The 14,856-nt window shown below is 56.6% G+C and carries 17 protein-coding genes; 9 read left to right on the forward strand and 8 right to left on the reverse strand.

All coding sequences use genetic code 11. The annotated features are described in order from the left end of the window. Nucleotides 1-25: 25 nt before the first annotated feature. On the reverse strand, nt 26-964 hold the full coding sequence (gene ubiA / locus R1T41_RS11775; RefSeq protein ID WP_411045422.1) for a 4-hydroxybenzoate octaprenyltransferase: 939 nt from the start codon (nt 962-964) through the stop codon (nt 26-28). 62 nt (nt 965-1,026) lie between these two features. Here ubiA and R1T41_RS11780 point away from each other — a divergent pair, with 62 nt between their 5' ends. The 3 genes from R1T41_RS11780 to R1T41_RS11790 all read left to right on the forward strand — a co-directional run bounded on the left by R1T41_RS11780 (nt 1,027) and on the right by R1T41_RS11790 (nt 3,582). After that, nucleotides 1,027-1,827 (forward strand): 16S rRNA (uracil(1498)-N(3))-methyltransferase, encoded by an 801-nt coding sequence (locus R1T41_RS11780; RefSeq protein WP_317337202.1) that lies wholly within the window; start codon nt 1,027-1,029, stop codon nt 1,825-1,827. Nucleotides 1,828-1,838: 11 nt separating this feature from the next. Next, a complete protein-coding gene (locus tag R1T41_RS11785) occupies nt 1,839-3,209 on the forward strand; it encodes a glutamate--cysteine ligase (protein WP_062950611.1) in 1,371 nt (456 codons plus the stop codon). Between the two features lie 70 nt (nt 3,210-3,279). Continuing rightward, nucleotides 3,280-3,582 carry a chorismate mutase gene (locus R1T41_RS11790; protein ID WP_037991166.1) on the forward strand — a complete coding sequence of 101 codons (303 nt, stop codon included), beginning with the start codon at nt 3,280-3,282 and terminating at the stop codon, nt 3,580-3,582. 15 nt (nt 3,583-3,597) lie between these two features. On the opposite strand, the gene glpD is transcribed toward R1T41_RS11790, so the two are convergent. The 5 genes from glpD to phnD form a co-directional block, all read right to left on the reverse strand. After that, complete coding sequence (gene glpD, locus R1T41_RS11795) at nt 3,598-5,112, reverse strand: glycerol-3-phosphate dehydrogenase (RefSeq protein WP_317337203.1); 1,515 nt, start codon at nt 5,110-5,112, stop codon at nt 3,598-3,600. Nucleotide 5,113: 1 nt separating this feature from the next. Next, complete coding sequence (gene phnE, locus R1T41_RS11800) at nt 5,114-5,938, reverse strand: phosphonate ABC transporter, permease protein PhnE (protein WP_062950608.1); 825 nt, start codon at nt 5,936-5,938, stop codon at nt 5,114-5,116. Beyond that, nucleotides 5,932-6,744 carry a phosphonate ABC transporter, permease protein PhnE gene (gene phnE / locus R1T41_RS11805; RefSeq protein WP_317337205.1) on the reverse strand — a complete coding sequence of 271 codons (813 nt, stop codon included), beginning with the start codon at nt 6,742-6,744 and terminating at the stop codon, nt 5,932-5,934. The genes phnE (R1T41_RS11800) and phnE (R1T41_RS11805) overlap by 7 nt, the downstream gene beginning before the upstream one ends. Next, the gene (gene phnC, locus R1T41_RS11810; RefSeq protein ID WP_062950602.1) at nt 6,741-7,538 is read right to left on the reverse strand and encodes a phosphonate ABC transporter ATP-binding protein; all 798 of its coding nucleotides are present in this window, start codon (nt 7,536-7,538) and stop codon (nt 6,741-6,743) included. Before phnC ends, phnE (R1T41_RS11805) begins: the two co-directional genes overlap by 4 nt. 69 nt (nt 7,539-7,607) lie before the next feature. Next, nucleotides 7,608-8,588, reverse strand: coding sequence for a phosphate/phosphite/phosphonate ABC transporter substrate-binding protein (gene phnD / locus R1T41_RS11815; RefSeq protein ID WP_231858195.1), 981 nt, complete (start codon nt 8,586-8,588; stop codon nt 7,608-7,610). 226 nt (nt 8,589-8,814) lie between these two features. Here phnD and R1T41_RS11820 point away from each other — a divergent pair, with 226 nt between their 5' ends. Both R1T41_RS11820 and fumC read left to right on the forward strand, forming a co-directional pair. Beyond that, the gene (locus tag R1T41_RS11820) at nt 8,815-9,627 is read left to right on the forward strand and encodes a DeoR/GlpR family DNA-binding transcription regulator (protein ID WP_114111612.1); all 813 of its coding nucleotides are present in this window, start codon (nt 8,815-8,817) and stop codon (nt 9,625-9,627) included. Nucleotides 9,628-9,778: 151 nt separating this feature from the next. Further along, the gene (fumC, locus tag R1T41_RS11825) at nt 9,779-11,170 is read left to right on the forward strand and encodes a class II fumarate hydratase (protein WP_317337206.1); all 1,392 of its coding nucleotides are present in this window, start codon (nt 9,779-9,781) and stop codon (nt 11,168-11,170) included. A gap of 49 nt (nt 11,171-11,219) precedes the next feature. On the opposite strand, the gene R1T41_RS11830 is transcribed toward fumC, so the two are convergent. Next, the gene (locus R1T41_RS11830; RefSeq protein ID WP_170954067.1) at nt 11,220-11,693 is read right to left on the reverse strand and encodes a DUF2867 domain-containing protein; all 474 of its coding nucleotides are present in this window, start codon (nt 11,691-11,693) and stop codon (nt 11,220-11,222) included. Between the two features lie 120 nt (nt 11,694-11,813). On the opposite strand from R1T41_RS11830, the gene R1T41_RS11835 reads away from it, so the two are divergent. From R1T41_RS11835 to R1T41_RS11850, 4 genes are all read left to right on the forward strand, one after another. Further along, nucleotides 11,814-12,287, forward strand: a complete 474-nt coding sequence (locus tag R1T41_RS11835; RefSeq protein WP_317337208.1) for a DUF2946 family protein — start codon at nt 11,814-11,816, stop codon at nt 12,285-12,287. A 76-nt stretch (nt 12,288-12,363) separates the two neighbouring features. Continuing rightward, a complete protein-coding gene (locus tag R1T41_RS11840; protein ID WP_317337209.1) occupies nt 12,364-12,870 on the forward strand; it encodes a copper chaperone PCu(A)C in 507 nt (168 codons plus the stop codon). A 120-nt stretch (nt 12,871-12,990) separates the two neighbouring features. Next, nucleotides 12,991-13,494, forward strand: coding sequence for a cupin domain-containing protein (locus R1T41_RS11845; protein WP_062951474.1), 504 nt, complete (start codon nt 12,991-12,993; stop codon nt 13,492-13,494). Between the two features lie 49 nt (nt 13,495-13,543). Beyond that, a complete protein-coding gene (locus R1T41_RS11850; RefSeq protein ID WP_317337211.1) occupies nt 13,544-14,191 on the forward strand; it encodes a LysE family translocator in 648 nt (215 codons plus the stop codon). A 35-nt stretch (nt 14,192-14,226) separates the two neighbouring features. Here R1T41_RS11850 and R1T41_RS11855 read toward each other — a convergent pair whose 3' ends face one another. Next, nucleotides 14,227-14,772 carry a TetR/AcrR family transcriptional regulator gene (locus R1T41_RS11855; RefSeq protein WP_062951476.1) on the reverse strand — a complete coding sequence of 182 codons (546 nt, stop codon included), beginning with the start codon at nt 14,770-14,772 and terminating at the stop codon, nt 14,227-14,229. Between the last annotated feature and the right edge of the window lie 84 nt (nt 14,773-14,856).

Genomic DNA, 14,856 nt, shown 5'->3' on the forward strand with positions numbered 1-14,856 from the left:
TGGGTGGATCAGTCCGTATGTGGGCCTAAAGTCCGGTCTCGACCAGATTGGCAATGATGATGGCAGCCAGCACCATCAAACCGAAATCACGGTTTGATTTAAACCGTTTCAGGCAGTTTGCGGCATCATCAAGTTTGACCGTGGCAACCTGCCACGCCAGATGCAAACACGCCAGTGCCAGAAGCGGGAAATAAATCCAGTGCAGCCCGGCCAGCATACCCGAAACACCCAGAAAAAGGGTCGTTACGGTATAAAATCCCATCGCCCATCGCGGGGTTGCATCGCCAAGCCGAAGGGCAAGCGACTTTACCCCGATCTTGATGTCGTCATCCTTGTCCTGATGGGCATATATGGTGTCGTAACCAAGTGTCCAGAAGAAGCCCGCAACATACATCGCAACCGCCGCCGGTGCGACGGTGCCGGTGACCGCTGCCCAGCCGACAAGCGCCCCCCAGTTAAATGTCAGCCCCAGAACCGCCTGCGGCCAATAGGTAATGCGCTTCATGAACGGATAGGTGATGACAAGCGGCAGGGAACAGATGCCGACAATGATCGCCTCGATCCGGAACTGCACCAGCACGGCAAGCCCGATCAGAAGCAGCAGCCCCAGAAACGCGATTGCCTGCCAGACCCTGACCTGTCCACTGGGGATCGGGCGGGTTGCCGTGCGTTCGACCCTGCCGTCAAAATTGCGATCCGCCAGATCGTTGACCACGCAACCGGCCCCGCGCATGATCAATGCACCAATGGCAAAATAAACCATCATCAACAGGCTGGGCGCGCCGTCACTTGCCATGGCGGTTGACCACCAGCAAGGCAAAAGCAGAAGCCATGTGCCAATCGGACGGTCAAGTCGTGCCAGTTTAAGGTACGGGCGACTTGCCAACGGAGCGAACCGGTCGATCCAGCTATCGGCTGGCATATCGTTCTTCGTGTTCTGTATCGGTTGGTTGACCTGTGACATAATTGGCCTATGTAACTCTTTAACAAACTGAACTTCGCCGAATAACCGGCCTGGGGACATATATGACAGATGACGCCACCCGCGCCCGGCAACGCCTATTCGTTTCCGATCCTATCACGCCGGGATGCGAGATCGAACTCGCACCTGAACAGTCTCATTACCTTGAACATGTGATGCGCCTCAAGCCCGGAACGCCAATCAAGATATTTAATGGTCTTGATGGCGAATGGCTGGCGACCATCGACCACCTTCGCAAAAAGAAGGGCACGGTGACCGCCGAACGGCAATTGCGTGACCAGATTGTCGAACGCGGCCCGATCCTGGCTTTTGCCCCGATCAAAAAGCAGCGCCTTGATTTTCTGATCGAAAAGTCGGTCGAAATGGGCGTTGGTACCCTGCAACCGATTGTCACGGCACACGGCATTACCGACAAGGTCCGCCTTGACCGTCTGCAGGCCCAGGTGATCGAAGCCGCCGAGCAATGCGAACGCCTCAGCGTGCCGGAAATTGCCCCACCGGTAAAATTGCTTGATTGGCTCGCAGACTGGCCGGAAAACCGGTATTTACTGTTCTGTGACGAGACGGGATCGGGCTCACCAATTGGTGAAGTGTTAAGTCAGCTATTGGCAAAGGGCGCTGGCTCGGCTATCGACAACGACAATGTTGTTAACCATGCAATCGTGATTGGACCCGAAGGCGGCTTTAGCGCCGACGAAATTGAACGCATCCGCAAACAGCCTTTTGCAACGCCTGTAAGTCTTGGTCCGCGCATCTTGCGGGCCGAAACCGCGGCAATTGCTGCTTTGTCCGTGTTTCAGGATCGCATCGGCGACTGGTCGATACCTCCGGTCACGAGAGATTAGGGGAAGCCCTTATGACTGTCAGCGCCTCCACCGGCGACAGCCCGGTCATCGAAAGCCGTCGTCAGCTTGTCGAATGGTTCGAGTCCGGATGTACACCGAAAAAAGACTGGGCCATCGGCACAGAACACGAAAAATTCGCCTTTACCCGTAACGATCTTCGCCCGATCCCTTACGAAGGGGAGAGGGGGGTAAAGACCCTTCTGACACAACTTGCCGAACGCTTTGATTGGGAACCGATCATTGAAAACGGCAATGTGATTGCGCTCACCAAGGATAACTGTTCCGTCTCGCTTGAACCGGGCGGGCAGATCGAATTGTCCGGTGCGCCGCTTAAAAACATTCACCAGACCTGTGGCGAAGTGCATCAGCATCTTCATGAAATCCGCGAAATCTGCGGTGATCTTGATATCGAAATGCTGGGTGTCGGTCATCAGCCGAAATGGAAACGCGACGATATTCCGTGGATGCCCAAGGGCCGCTACGCGATCATGCGCGACTATATGCCCAAGGTTGGCAATCTTGGCCTGGACATGATGCTTCGGACCTCGACCATTCAGGTCAATCTGGATTTCGCCTCCGAAGCCGACATGATCAAGAAATTCAGAACGTCGCTGGCGCTTCAGCCGGTTGCGACCGCGCTGTTTGCCGCATCCCCGTTCGTGGATGGCAAACCAAGTGGCTATCTGTCTTCGCGATCCCACGTCTGGACCGATACCGACCCGGACCGTTGTGGCATGCTGCCCTTCGTGTTCGAAGACGGTTTTGGCTTTGAACGTTATGTCGATTACATGCTCGATGTGCCGATGTATTTCGTTTATCGCGATGGCAAATACATCAATGCCGCAGGCAAATCGTTCCGCGATTTCATGGCCGGAAAGCTTGACGTTCTGCCGGGTGAACGCCCGACGATGAATGACTGGTCCGATCACATGACGACCGCCTTCCCCGAAGTGCGCCTCAAGAAATTCCTTGAAATGCGCGGCGCGGATGGTGGCCCGTGGAAACGCATCTGCGCCCTTCCGGCCCTGTGGGTTGGTCTGCTGTATGATGATGTCGCACTCGATGCCGCATGGGATCTTGTCAAGGATCTCAGCCATGCCGAACGCGAAGCCCTTCGCGACGATGTGCCGCGTACCGCCCTTGCCACGAAGTTCAAAAACGGCACCGTTCAGGACCTCGCCAAGGACGTGCTGGCCGTCTCCAAACAGGGGCTTAAGGCGCGTGGTCGCATGGATGCCTATGGTGACGATGAAAGCCACTTCCTCGAAAGCCTCGAAGACGTCGCCGAAAGCGGCCGTACCCTGGCCGAGGAATTCCTTGATAAATATGAAACCGAATGGAACGGATCGGTTGATCCGCTGTTCCGGGAATACGCCTATTAGACATTATGAAATGGCAGTGAATAATCACCGCCATTTTTCATTTTTCGTGAATAATGAAAGTTCTGCCGTGATGACGACCAAAGCCAACCCCTGCGAAACCATGTCCGATGTACGTGCGAATGTGGATCGGGTGGACAGGCTTCTGGTGGCGCTGATGGCGGAACGGTTGAATTATATCGAACAGGCCGCGCGCATCAAACCGACCCGCGATGCCGTGCGTGACGAAGACCGGATCGAGGACGTGATCACCAAGGTCCGCGCCCAGTGCCGCATCGATGGCTTTGACGAAGACATGGCCGAACGGATGTGGCGGGCGATGATGGAAGATTTCATCGCCCACGAATTCGTCAAATGGGATGATCTGCGCAAGTAACCGGTTGCCGGTTGCTTACTGTGCGGCAAGTTGATCCGCGCGGTTTGCAAACCAGTCCCGAACCGCGTTGATATCGCTTTCTTCCATGCCAAGGCCAAGCTTGGTCCGTCGCCAAAGGACATCCTCGGCTGACCGGGCCCATTCCTGCGTCATCAGGAAACGCAGTTCCGCCTCGAACAGGTTGGGCGCAATTTCCGCACCCAGATCACCAATGGCCTTGGCATCCGGCGCAATATCAAACAGGCGCGTGCCATAACAGCGTGCCCAGCGATGGGCGATCTGTTCGGGCAGCCAGCCGAACTTCGTTCTGACACTGCTCAGGAAGCGGTCGAAATTGCCATCGCTCATATCCCCGCCCGGCAGAACCGATGTCGCGGTCCAGTCGGATGCATCATTGCCCAGAACCGGACAAAGCTTTTGCAGGGCATGTTCGGCCAACCGGCGATAGGTGGTGATCTTCCCACCATAGATCGACAGGATCGCCGGGGCATCGCCGTCCCCGGTATCCAGATCGAACACATAGTCACGCGTCACCGCCGATGCGTTGCTGTTCTTGTCATCATAAAGCGGCCTGACACCGGCATAATCCCAAACGATATCGGCCCGCGTTAACGGTGTCGCCAGATAACCATTGACCAGATCAAGCAGGTAATCGATTTCACCGTCGCTGATCTTCACATCCGCCGGATCACCGTCATAGGGCACATCCGTCGTCCCGATCAGGGTGTAATCCTGCTGATAGGGGATGGCAAAGGCAATGCGACCATCCCCGTTCTGGAAGATATAGCAATGATCATGCGGGTGAATGCGCGGCACGATGAAATGGCTGCCTTTGACAAGCCGCAACCCCGCGGCCTTGTCGCCAAGCCCGGCACGGTTGACCATTTCGGTCACCCACGGACCTGCGGCGTTGACCACGGCGCGCGCCGAAATACTGGTTTCCTTGCCGTCTTCGGTTTGCAGTGTCGCGGTCCAGTCATTCTCACCGCGCACAAGGGCGGCACAGCGCGTCCGGGTTTTGATCACGGCCCCGCGGGCCTGCGCATCAAGGGCGTTTAAAACCACAAGCCTGGCATCATCGACCCAGCAATCGGAATAGGAAAAGCCGCTGGTGAACTGGTCCAGAAGTGGTTTGCCTTCGGCCGTGCCATTCAGGGACAGGGCGCGTGAAGCCGGCAAACGTTTACGCTTTGCCAGATGGTCATACAGAAACAGTCCGGCACGCAGCATCCATTTGGGCCGAAGGCCTTTATGGTGCGGCAGAACAAAGGTCAGCGGCCAGATGATATGCGGGGCGGCAGCCAGCAGAACTTCGCGTTCCTGCAGGGCTTCGCGCACCAGCCGGAATTCGTAATGCTCAAGATACCGCAGGCCGCCATGGATCAGTTTGGTCGAGGATGAAGAGGTGGCCGAGGCAAGGTCGCGCTGTTCGACCAGAAGGACGGACAGGCCGCGACCGGCGGCATCACGGGCAATACCCGCACCATTGATGCCGCCGCCTACGACCAGAAGGTCGTAATGTTCAGACACGTCAGATCACCTTTTTGCGCAGCCAGGCCGCCAGAGCCTCGCCCACGATCACAAGACCGATGATCGCCAGAAGAATGGTGGCAACCGTCTGCCAGGCAAAGGTGTCAATCGCGCCTTGCAGGACGATACCGATCCCGCCGGCCCCGACCAGACCCAGAACCGTACTTTCGCGCAGATTGATGTCCCAGCGCAGGATCGACACCGCAAAGAAAGTCGGCATGACCTGCGGCACAACCCCGTAAATCAGGATTTTGAACCGCGATGCACCGACGGACTCAAGCGCCTCGATCGGGGCCCGGTCGATTTCCTCGATCGCCTCGCCCAGCAATTTGCCGATGAAACCGATCGAACGGAAAATGATCGCAAGAATACCGGCCATCACGCCGGGGCCGAAAATCGCAACAAACAGCAGCGCCCAGATGATGGTATTGACCGACCGCGACGACACCAGAATAAACCGGCCAATCCACAGGGTCAGCTTGTTGGGCGTGGTGTTCTGGGCCGCGATCAGGGCAATCGGCAATGAAAGGAACACCGCAAAGAACGTTGCAATCGTCGCAATATTGACGGTTTCAAGCAACGTGATGGCGATCATTTCCCAATCATTGAGGGATGGCGGATACATGCGCGAAAAAAGATCGCCCATTTGTTTCGGGGCATCCCAAAGCCACGGCCAGATGATGTTGATCGTCGAAAGCGACCAGACCGTTGCCAGAACCACGCCGCCATACATGGCAAAGCGCAGCCAGCGTTGTTTGGGGGTATAGCGTGACCATTCGCGTTCGGCGATGGCGTCCGGCCCGGCATTTTTTGTTGTCGTTACCATATGTTCCTCCGGATCCGGCCGCTTATGGCTTCGCTGATCAGGATGACGCCGATAATGCAAAGCGTGATCGCAAGCGCGAAGTCATAGTCATAGCGCCGAAACGCATTCATCAGGGTCGATCCGATCCCGCCCGCGCCAACAATGCCAACCACGGCAGATGCACGCAGGTTGCTGTCAAGCTGATAGATCGAAAGACCGATCTGGCGGGGCATGATTTGCGGGATCACGGCATAAAGCATGGTGATGAATGTCCCGCCCCCGGCCGCCCGGATGGCTTCAACCTGGCCCCAGTCGATTTCCTCGATCCGCTCGGCCAGCATTTTGGCAACGAAGCCGATGGAATAGATCGTCAGGGTCAGAATCCCCGCCAGCGGACCAAAACCGACCGCCTTGACGAACAGGATGGCAACGATCACCGGATGGAAACTGCGCGCGATAATGATCGTGGCTCGCCCGACGTTATAGAGCCATTTGGGCGCAATATTGGATGCGGCGGCAAAGGCAATCGGCACGCTCAGCATCACACCGGCAAGGGTTGCAACGATGGCGATCTTGATGCTTTCAAGAAAGCCCTGCAGCACCAGTTCACCCCGGATCATGTCCGGCGGAAAGGCGCCCTTGAAAATACGGATGGCGCGCGGAATGCCTTCCTGAATACGTTCCCAGTTAAACGGCAGGCTGGTGACCGCCCACACGACATAGGCCAATACGCCAAGGATGATCGCCCAGCGTATCGCCGGATTGGCGATAAAGGGCGGCTTTTTCCATGTGCGATGGCCCGTTGTTTTTTCAACGGAACTGGTCATTGCGATACAACCTCGCGCAGGGATTCCGGATCGCCGGTTTCGCCACGTTCTTCTGCCGGAACCCCGGCATAGATTTCATCCATGGCATCCTGGGTAAGATCGGTCGGCACACTGTCAAAGATGATGCGGCCAAACCGCATGCCGACGATACGCTGGGTATATTCCTTGGCCTCGGTGACATTGTGGATATTGATCAGGACCGGCAGGTGCAGCTCGGATGCCAGTGCGCGCAGCAATTCCATGATCTGTCGGGATGTTTTGGGGTCAAGCGACGCCGTCGGTTCATCGGCCAGCAGGATTTCGGGTTCCTGCATCAAGGCGCGAACCACGCCGACGCGCTGGCGTTCGCCGCCCGATAATTCATCGGCGCGTTTGTTGGCATAATGGGCAATGCCGACACGTTCCATCAATTGAAACGCACGATCAATGTCGCTTTGGGGGAAATTGCGCGTCATGGCGCGCCAGGCCGGAACATATCCCAACCGTCCCGACAGAACATTTTCCATAACCGTCAAACGGTTGATCAGGTTGAAACCCTGAAAAATCATGCCGATACGGCGACGCGCCAGACGCAGATCGCCGCCGGACAAAGTCGTCAGTTCGGTGCCGTTAAGGTCAATTGAGCCCGATGTCGGTTCGACCAGACGGTTAATACAGCGCAAAAGCGTGCTTTTACCCGCACCCGATGCCCCAATGATGGCAACGACGCTTTCGCCGGGAACCTCAAGGTTCAGGTCCTTCAGAACAGCCTCATCCTTGCCATAGCGTTTGACCAGATCTTTGATACGCAGCATCACGATACCTTGAAAAAAGACTACCGGGATCGAAAACCGATCCCGGCAGAAGCAGTTTGAAAGAAGGGATTACTTCAGGTTGTCCGGGGTGTATTTCACGCCGTTGGCAGCCTGGATTTCACGAATAACGTCCCAGTCTTTCTGGTAGGTGACAGGAACGAATTTCGATACGCCTTTGAATTCTTCGCCAAGGGCGGTGCCCTTCATGTCGAAGGTAAAGAAGGCTTCCTTGATCTTTTCGATCAGTTCCGGCTTCAGGTTATAGGCATAGTTGAACGAAGTGGTCGGGAAAGGCTTGCTTTCATAGATGATTTTGACTTCGTTCGGATCATAAAGGTCGCGCTGGACCATGCGTTCGACGACTTCGGATGCAACCGGTGCTGCGTCATAGTCACCGGCAACAACGCCCAGGATCGACTGATCGTGCGAACCGGAATAGACGACTTCGTAATCCTGTTCCGGAACGATGCCCTGACCCGGAAGCAGTGCGCGCGGTGCAAGGTTGCCCGAGTTCGATGTCGGCGAGGTGTGCGCAACGCGCTTGCCCTTCAGGTCCTCGATCTTGTCGATGCCGCTGTCAACGCGGGTATAAAGCTGCAGCGTGTAACCGAAACGGCCATCATCGCCACCCATCAATGCGAACGGAACCGCACCGGCAAGGTTAACTGCAAACGGGGTCGGACCGGTCGAGAAACCGGCAACATGCAGGCGGCCGCTACGCATGGCTTCGACTTCGGCCGAGTTCGACTGAACCGCAAAGAAGTGAACGTCCTTGCCGGTTACTTTTTCAAGATGTTCAAGGAACGGCTGCCAGATATCGGCATAAACCGCCGGGTCTTCGACCGGGGTATAGGCAAACACGAGGGTGTCCGGGTCAACCTGCTGATCGGCGGGCGGTGCATCGGCAACCAGATCGCCATCCATGTCGCAATACATCTGATCAAGATCGCCACGTGCGATGCAATCATCGGCCTGTGCAAATGCCGTGCTGCTGCCAAAGCTCATCATGCCGATGGCGGCAAGCAGCGTAGAAACTTTCAAAATGTCCATTTTTTTCGCATGTGAAAACATGAGACAGAACCTTTCTTCCCTGTAAACGCGGGCTTAATGCCGGTTTTAAATGTGGTTTTGTTGTTTTTGTTGTTGCTTTTATCAACATTATAAAGTGGCAAAAAGTTTGAAAAGCAACATAAAACTGTAACAATCGGTTACAAAAATAACTGCTAACCTTATCCAAAAGTGGTGCGGGCTAGGCTATTCAGGGGAGAGAGGCTCTTTGCGTATCGGAAAAAAGGAACGGCAGCAGCGCATTCTTCAGGAACTGCAAATTCATCCGCATGTGAGAGTTGCCACATTGGCGGAACGATTCGATGTGGCAACTGAAACAATTCGCCGTGATCTCGACGCGCTAAGCGACGATGGCCTGATCAAACGTGAATTTGGCGGTGCATCCGCACAGCCCATGGGCCATCAGCCCGATCTGGCCCAGCGCCAGATGACCGCGGTTGCCGGGTTCGAACGGATCGGCATCATGGCGGGCAACATGATCCGGCCGGGTGATGTGATCATGATCGATGCCGGGTCCACCGTCAGCCAGCTTGCCCCCTATATGGCCCAGAATCCCGGCGCATTGCGGCGCACGGTTCTGACCAATTGCTATGCAGTGGTGCATGGCATGGGCGAACAGGCGGTTATTGACGATGTCATCATGTGTCCGGGGCAGTTCGATCCGCGCGAAAATGCGGTCTACGGCAATGATACGATTGAATTCCTGCGCCGTTTCCACGCCAACAAGGCCTTTATCGGCGCATCGGGTGTTGCATGGCAGGGGTTCAGTGACGTTAACCGTCGGGCGGTTGCGGTCAAACGCGCCATGATGGAACGGTCCGATGAAACCTGGCTGATGGTCGATCACACCAAGTTCGATCAGCGTTACCTTGAAAACATCGCACCGCTTGAAGCCCTGACCGGGGTGATCACGGATCGTTTGCCGCCTGAAAAACTGCTGTCCCATCTGGATCGCATCGGCGTTCAGATTGTCGCATGGCAGGACAATGTTTCCGCAGATCAGGGGGCAATCGCCGGCTGATATTTTATCGCTGGCGATAAAACTGCATTTTTTCAACACAGTGACTTTGCGCGAACGATCATTTGCGCCCATATTCGGGATCGGCAAAACGTAATTGCCAGCCGGGTTCCCGCCCCGGTCAGTATGCTTTCTGACACGGAGGATTTCTATCGTGACCAATCCAGTGACCACCCGCACCGAACAGGACACCATGGGCAGCATCGATGTGCCCGCGGACCGGTATTGGGGGGCGCAGACCCAGCGATCAAAACAGAATTTCCGCATTGGCGGCGAACGGATGCCCGATGCATTGATCCGGGCGTTCGGGATACAGAAACTGGCTGCCGCGCGCGCCAATGCTGCCCTTGGCAATCTGGATGCGAACCTTGCCGAGGCAATCGAGGCCGCCGCGCGCGAAGTCGCCGATGGCAAGCTGCTGGATCACTTCCCGCTTGTCGTCTGGCAGACCGGCAGTGGCACCCAGACCAACATGAATGCCAACGAGGTCATCGCCAACCGGGCCTGCGAAATCCTTGGCAAGCCGATGGGCAAACGTGATCCGGTCCATCCCAACGACCATGTCAATCGCGGCCAGTCATCCAATGACAGTTTCCCGGCGGCCATGCATATCGCCGCCGTGGTCGAGATCGAAGAATGCCTCAAACCGGCTCTTGCCCATCTTCGAAGTGCACTGGATGCCAAGGTCAAGGCCTTTGCCGATATCGTCAAAATCGGCCGCACCCATATGCAGGATGCTGTGCCGCTGACCCTGGGGCAGGAATTTTCGGGCTACGCCGCCCAGATCGCCCTTGGCCTTGATCGCATTGATGATGCACTGGTCCGGCTTCGCAAACTGGCGCAGGGTGGGACTGCCCTTGGTACGGGCCTGAATGCGCCAAAGGGTTTTGACGTCGAATTTGCCAAACAGGTTTCGACGATCACGGGGCTTAAATTCGAAACGGCGGCCAACAAATTCGAAGCCCTTGCCGCCCATGATGCCTGTGTCGAGATGTCGGGTGTACTGAACGTTCTGGCGACGTCGCTGATGAAGATCGGCAACGATATCCGTCTGCTGGGGTCCGGCCCGCGTTGCGGGCTTGGTGAACTGGTCCTGCCCGCGAACGAGCCGGGATCATCGATCATGCCGGGCAAGGTCAACCCGACCCAGGCCGAAGCCCTAACCATGGTCTGCGCTCAGGTGATCGGCAACCATGTGGCAGTCACGGTCGGCGGTTCGAACGGTCATCTGGATCTGAACGTGTTCAAACCGGTGATCATTTATAACCTGCTGCAATCGATCCGCCTGATTGCCGATGCCTCGGTCAGCTTTGCCGATAACTGTGTTGTCGGTCTTGAAGCCGATCAGGAAAAAATCGATCACTATGTCGAACAAAGCCTGATGCTGGTGACGGCCCTTGCACCGCATATCGGGTACGACAATGCCGCCGCCGTCGCCAAAAAGGCGCACAAGGATCGCAGCAGCCTTAAGGAAGCAACCATTGCGCTCGGCTTCCTTGACGGGGCGAAGTTCGATGAGCTGGTCCGCGCACGCGATATGATCTGATTTGATGTGATGATGCGGGCCGGTTTTGACCGGCCCGTTCTTTATCCGCCTATCGGGATGCGAACGCGCCGTTCAGCATCGCGGGCACGATTGCCTTATGAAACGGCATGATGGTGCCAAGATACATCCGGCCCAGCATATTGTGCCGCCGGATCAGGGTGCTGGACCGGATCACCGTTTGCCCGCACTGGAATTTTTCGACCTCGACCGTCAGGCGAAAATCAAGATGCCTGTCATCCATGCCCAGCACGATGAAATCGTCCCCGCGCTCAATCACCGGGAAAAGGCCGATGACATCGGCGTCCGGTTCGGGCGCGGTTTTAAGCCCCAATGGCCGGACCATCGCATTGCGCAACGCCAGCAGATAGCCCATCCAGACCGGCCTGCCATCCATGATCTTTTGCGCGGCGCGTTCGGGGGTGATGTCGGGATCGTCAATCGTGATCGCAAAACTGTCCGCCCAATCGGCATCGACCATTGCAGGATGGGGCAGGGATATCGGAACAGCCATCGCGTAGGGCAAAAACGTATCCTTTCGATCAGCCTGGATCAGCTTTTTCGGCGGTGATCGTGCCCCAATTGTCATCCTGCGGCAATGATATATCTCATTGTCGCGGGGGGTAAATTCAGGCATACCCAATCCATGCGTATTCGTACCAAACCGATGCTGTCACATGTGAATATCCGGGCTGCGGGCAAACTCCTGCGCGTCTGGATGCTGGCATTCGTCATCCTGATGACCGGGGTGACGCAGTCGGGTTTCGTAAGCGCGATGTATGGCGGTGCCAGTGGTGGCGGGTTAACCGCCATTACCGGGGCCAATGCCGAACCCGGTGGCGATCTGATTTTCATCTGCACGGCGGATGGGGTGCGCGCAGTATCGTTTGGCGACGTCGGCCCCGACGGCGCGTCACAAAATTCCGGCGGGCATTCTGCCGGTCATGGTTTCTGTTCGCTATGCGCGTCCCATCATGGGGCGATGGCAAGTCTGGACGTGCCGTTTGGCGCGCCGGTTTCAATCATCCATGATGCCGAATACGCGCAAGCCCGCCTGCTTGCCGCCACGATCATCGTGCCGCGTACGCGCTATTCCCGCGCACCCCCGCATTCCATCTGATTTCCCGATACACCCGAAATCAAATCACCGGTGTGATGCAACCAATCCACACCGGACAAGGATGGAAACAAAGATCATGAAAAAACTGTTTGCTGTTATTGCGACCCTGGCCGGTCTGTTTGCCGCCACTCAATCGTTCGCTGCTGATATCGAAATCAGGGATGCCTGGGCCAAGGCATCGCTTGGCAAGGTGCCGAATGGCGCGGCCTTCCTGACGGTCGAAAATACCGGCATGGTAGACCGTATTGTCGGGGTGAAATCCGATCTGGCCGATAAAACCGAACTGCACACGCATATCATGGAAAACAACGTCATGAAGATGCGCCCGGTCGAAGGCGGGATCGATGTGCCGATGCATGGTGAACTGATGTTCAAACCGGGCAGCTATCACGTCATGCTGATCGGCCTGCACAAGCCGCTCGTCGAAGGTGAAAAAATCGACGTAACGCTGACCTTCGAAAAGGCGGGCGACATACCGGTGACCATTGATGTGATGGGGTCAATGTCCAAAGGCCCGCACGGCGATGCCGGTATGGATCACGGCGACATGAAAATGGGCGATCAGGAACACAAGGGCCACTAGGTCCTGTTCTGCCAATCCATCGATCGACAGATACAGAAAATACCAAGGGGAACGGTTTGCACCGTTCCCCTTTTTTGTCATGATGGTCGGCCATCATCCATCCCATGCAGGGAGTGCGCCATGTCCCGCGATATCACCATTGAAAACCTGATTGAAAAACTCGGCCTGCAACCCCATCCCGAAGGCGGCTTTTACGCCGAAACATTCCGCGCGCTGGAAACCTGCAATCCGGGCAACCGGTATCTTGGCGTGCGATCAACGGGGACCGCGATCTATTACCTGCTGACGCCCGATACCTTTTCGGGCATGCATATCCTGACCAGTGACGAGATTTTCCACCATTACCTTGGCGATCCGGTCGAACAGCTCCAACTGTATGCCGATGGCAGCCACCGGCTGGTTGAAATCGGCAATGACCTGCTGGCGGGGCAGAAACCGCAAATGATCGTGCCGAAAAATGTCTGGCAGGGGGCGCGCCTGAAACAAGGTGGCAAATTTGCCCTTCTGGGCTGTACGGTGGCACCCGGTTTTGACTTTGCCGATTTCGCGATGGGCAAACGGGCGGACCTTTCGTCGAAATGGCCGGCTGCGGCAACCATGATTGCCGCCTTGACGCGCGACTGAATTTCGGGCGCAATCAGCCGGTCACCCATTTTTCACAGGACTTCCCCAAATGCAGCTTGATACATGGTTGCTGTTTTCCGGCGCTGCCTTGGCGCTTTCGATGGCCCCCGGACCGAATAATCTTCTCGCGATGTTCAATGGCGCGCGTCACGGCGTTGCATCGGCCGCCATCGGCGGGGCGGGACGTCTGCTGGCTTTTGCCCTGATGATCGTTGTGACGGCCATGGGGCTTGGCGTGGTGCTTGCCGCCAGCGAAACCGCCTTCATGATCATCAAGTGGGGTGGGGCGGTCTATCTGGTTTATCTGGGTCTCAAAAGCTGGCGAACCAAAGTTGCGGAGCCCGAGATTCCCGGTGATAGCGTCGGTTTTGTCGCCCATCCCGGTGCGATGTCACTGGCCCGGACGGAATTCCTGACGGCGATTGGCAATCCCAAGGCGATCCTGATCTTTACCGCCTTCTTTCCGCAATTCCTTGATCAGGCCGATTCATACGGCCCGCAATTCGCGATCATGGGCGTGACCTTCATCGCGATGGAGGCCTGTGTCCTTCTCGGATACGGTCTTGTCGGCGGGCAGGTAAAGGGGCTGATCCGCTCCGCCCGTCACATGCGCTGGCTTAACCGCATCAGCGGCAGCCTTCTGATCGCCGCAGGGGTGCTGCTGGCCCTGACGGATCGGACGCGCAGTAACGCCTGATCCGCTTTGCTTTGCGGATGTGATGGTCCCGGCCATCACTTCTTCAGGATGGCGCTGGTGATGACATTGAACAGATGATCCGCACGTGGTGCTGATGATGGCTGATCGCCAAGCCAGGCAAGTGCACCCACCATCGCGAACAGGTCACCGCCATCGATGTCGGTGCGTGCAACGCCCTTTTCCTGCGCCCGGACAAGAAGCCTTGTCCCCGCGGCTTTCATGGTAACGCACGACGCATGAAGAGCGGACTCTTCATCCTCAATGGCGGCCACCATCGCGGCAATGACACCGCGATAGTCGTTCGCGCACGCAACAAGATCACGTAACCACGATACCAGCGCATCATCCGGCGAACTTGCGGTTTCGCGTTCGCGCGCTGATTCTTTCAGCCCGTCAAAGCTCTCGCGCAGCAGAGTTTCAAGCAGTGCCTCGCGCGTTGGAAAATGTCGGTACAGCGTACCAAGTCCCACCCCGGCTTTGCGGGCGATGTCGCGCAAAGATGCTTCCGCACCCTGGTCTTTGACAACCTCCCGTGCGGTGGCAAGCAGATGTTCGTAGTTCTTCTTTGCGTCGGCGCGCATATGTTCCTCTTGACAAACGGAGCACTGCTCCATAAATGCGGATCAGTGCTCCGATTGTGGATAGCACATATGCGATGAAAGAAG

This window comes from Thalassospira lucentensis, from assembly GCF_032921865.1.
In the GTDB taxonomy this organism is placed as follows: Bacteria; Pseudomonadota; Alphaproteobacteria; order Rhodospirillales; family Thalassospiraceae; genus Thalassospira; species Thalassospira lucentensis_A.

What these genes read in the sequence shown, in the direction of transcription:
- phnE (WP_062950608.1), bottom strand. Translation starts at nt 5,938, where the DNA reads ATGGTAACGACAACAAAAAATGCCGGGCCGGACGCCATCGCCGAACGC.
- phnD (WP_231858195.1), bottom strand. Translation starts at nt 8,588, where the DNA reads ATGGACATTTTGAAAGTTTCTACGCTGCTTGCCGCCATCGGCATGATG.
- R1T41_RS11785 (WP_062950611.1), top strand. Translation starts at nt 1,839, where the DNA reads ATGACTGTCAGCGCCTCCACCGGCGACAGCCCGGTCATCGAAAGCCGT.
- R1T41_RS11840 (WP_317337209.1), top strand. Translation starts at nt 12,364, where the DNA reads ATGAAAAAACTGTTTGCTGTTATTGCGACCCTGGCCGGTCTGTTTGCC.
- phnC (WP_062950602.1), bottom strand. Translation starts at nt 7,538, where the DNA reads ATGCTGCGTATCAAAGATCTGGTCAAACGCTATGGCAAGGATGAGGCT.
- R1T41_RS11835 (WP_317337208.1), top strand. Translation starts at nt 11,814, where the DNA reads ATGCGTATTCGTACCAAACCGATGCTGTCACATGTGAATATCCGGGCT.
- R1T41_RS11850 (WP_317337211.1), top strand. Translation starts at nt 13,544, where the DNA reads ATGCAGCTTGATACATGGTTGCTGTTTTCCGGCGCTGCCTTGGCGCTT.
- R1T41_RS11845 (WP_062951474.1), top strand. Translation starts at nt 12,991, where the DNA reads ATGTCCCGCGATATCACCATTGAAAACCTGATTGAAAAACTCGGCCTG.
- ubiA (WP_411045422.1), bottom strand. Translation starts at nt 964, where the DNA reads ATGTCACAGGTCAACCAACCGATACAGAACACGAAGAACGATATGCCA.
- R1T41_RS11790 (WP_037991166.1), top strand. Translation starts at nt 3,280, where the DNA reads ATGACGACCAAAGCCAACCCCTGCGAAACCATGTCCGATGTACGTGCG.
- phnE (WP_317337205.1), bottom strand. Translation starts at nt 6,744, where the DNA reads ATGACCAGTTCCGTTGAAAAAACAACGGGCCATCGCACATGGAAAAAG.
- R1T41_RS11780 (WP_317337202.1), top strand. Translation starts at nt 1,027, where the DNA reads ATGACAGATGACGCCACCCGCGCCCGGCAACGCCTATTCGTTTCCGAT.
- R1T41_RS11855 (WP_062951476.1), bottom strand. Translation starts at nt 14,772, where the DNA reads ATGCGCGCCGACGCAAAGAAGAACTACGAACATCTGCTTGCCACCGCA.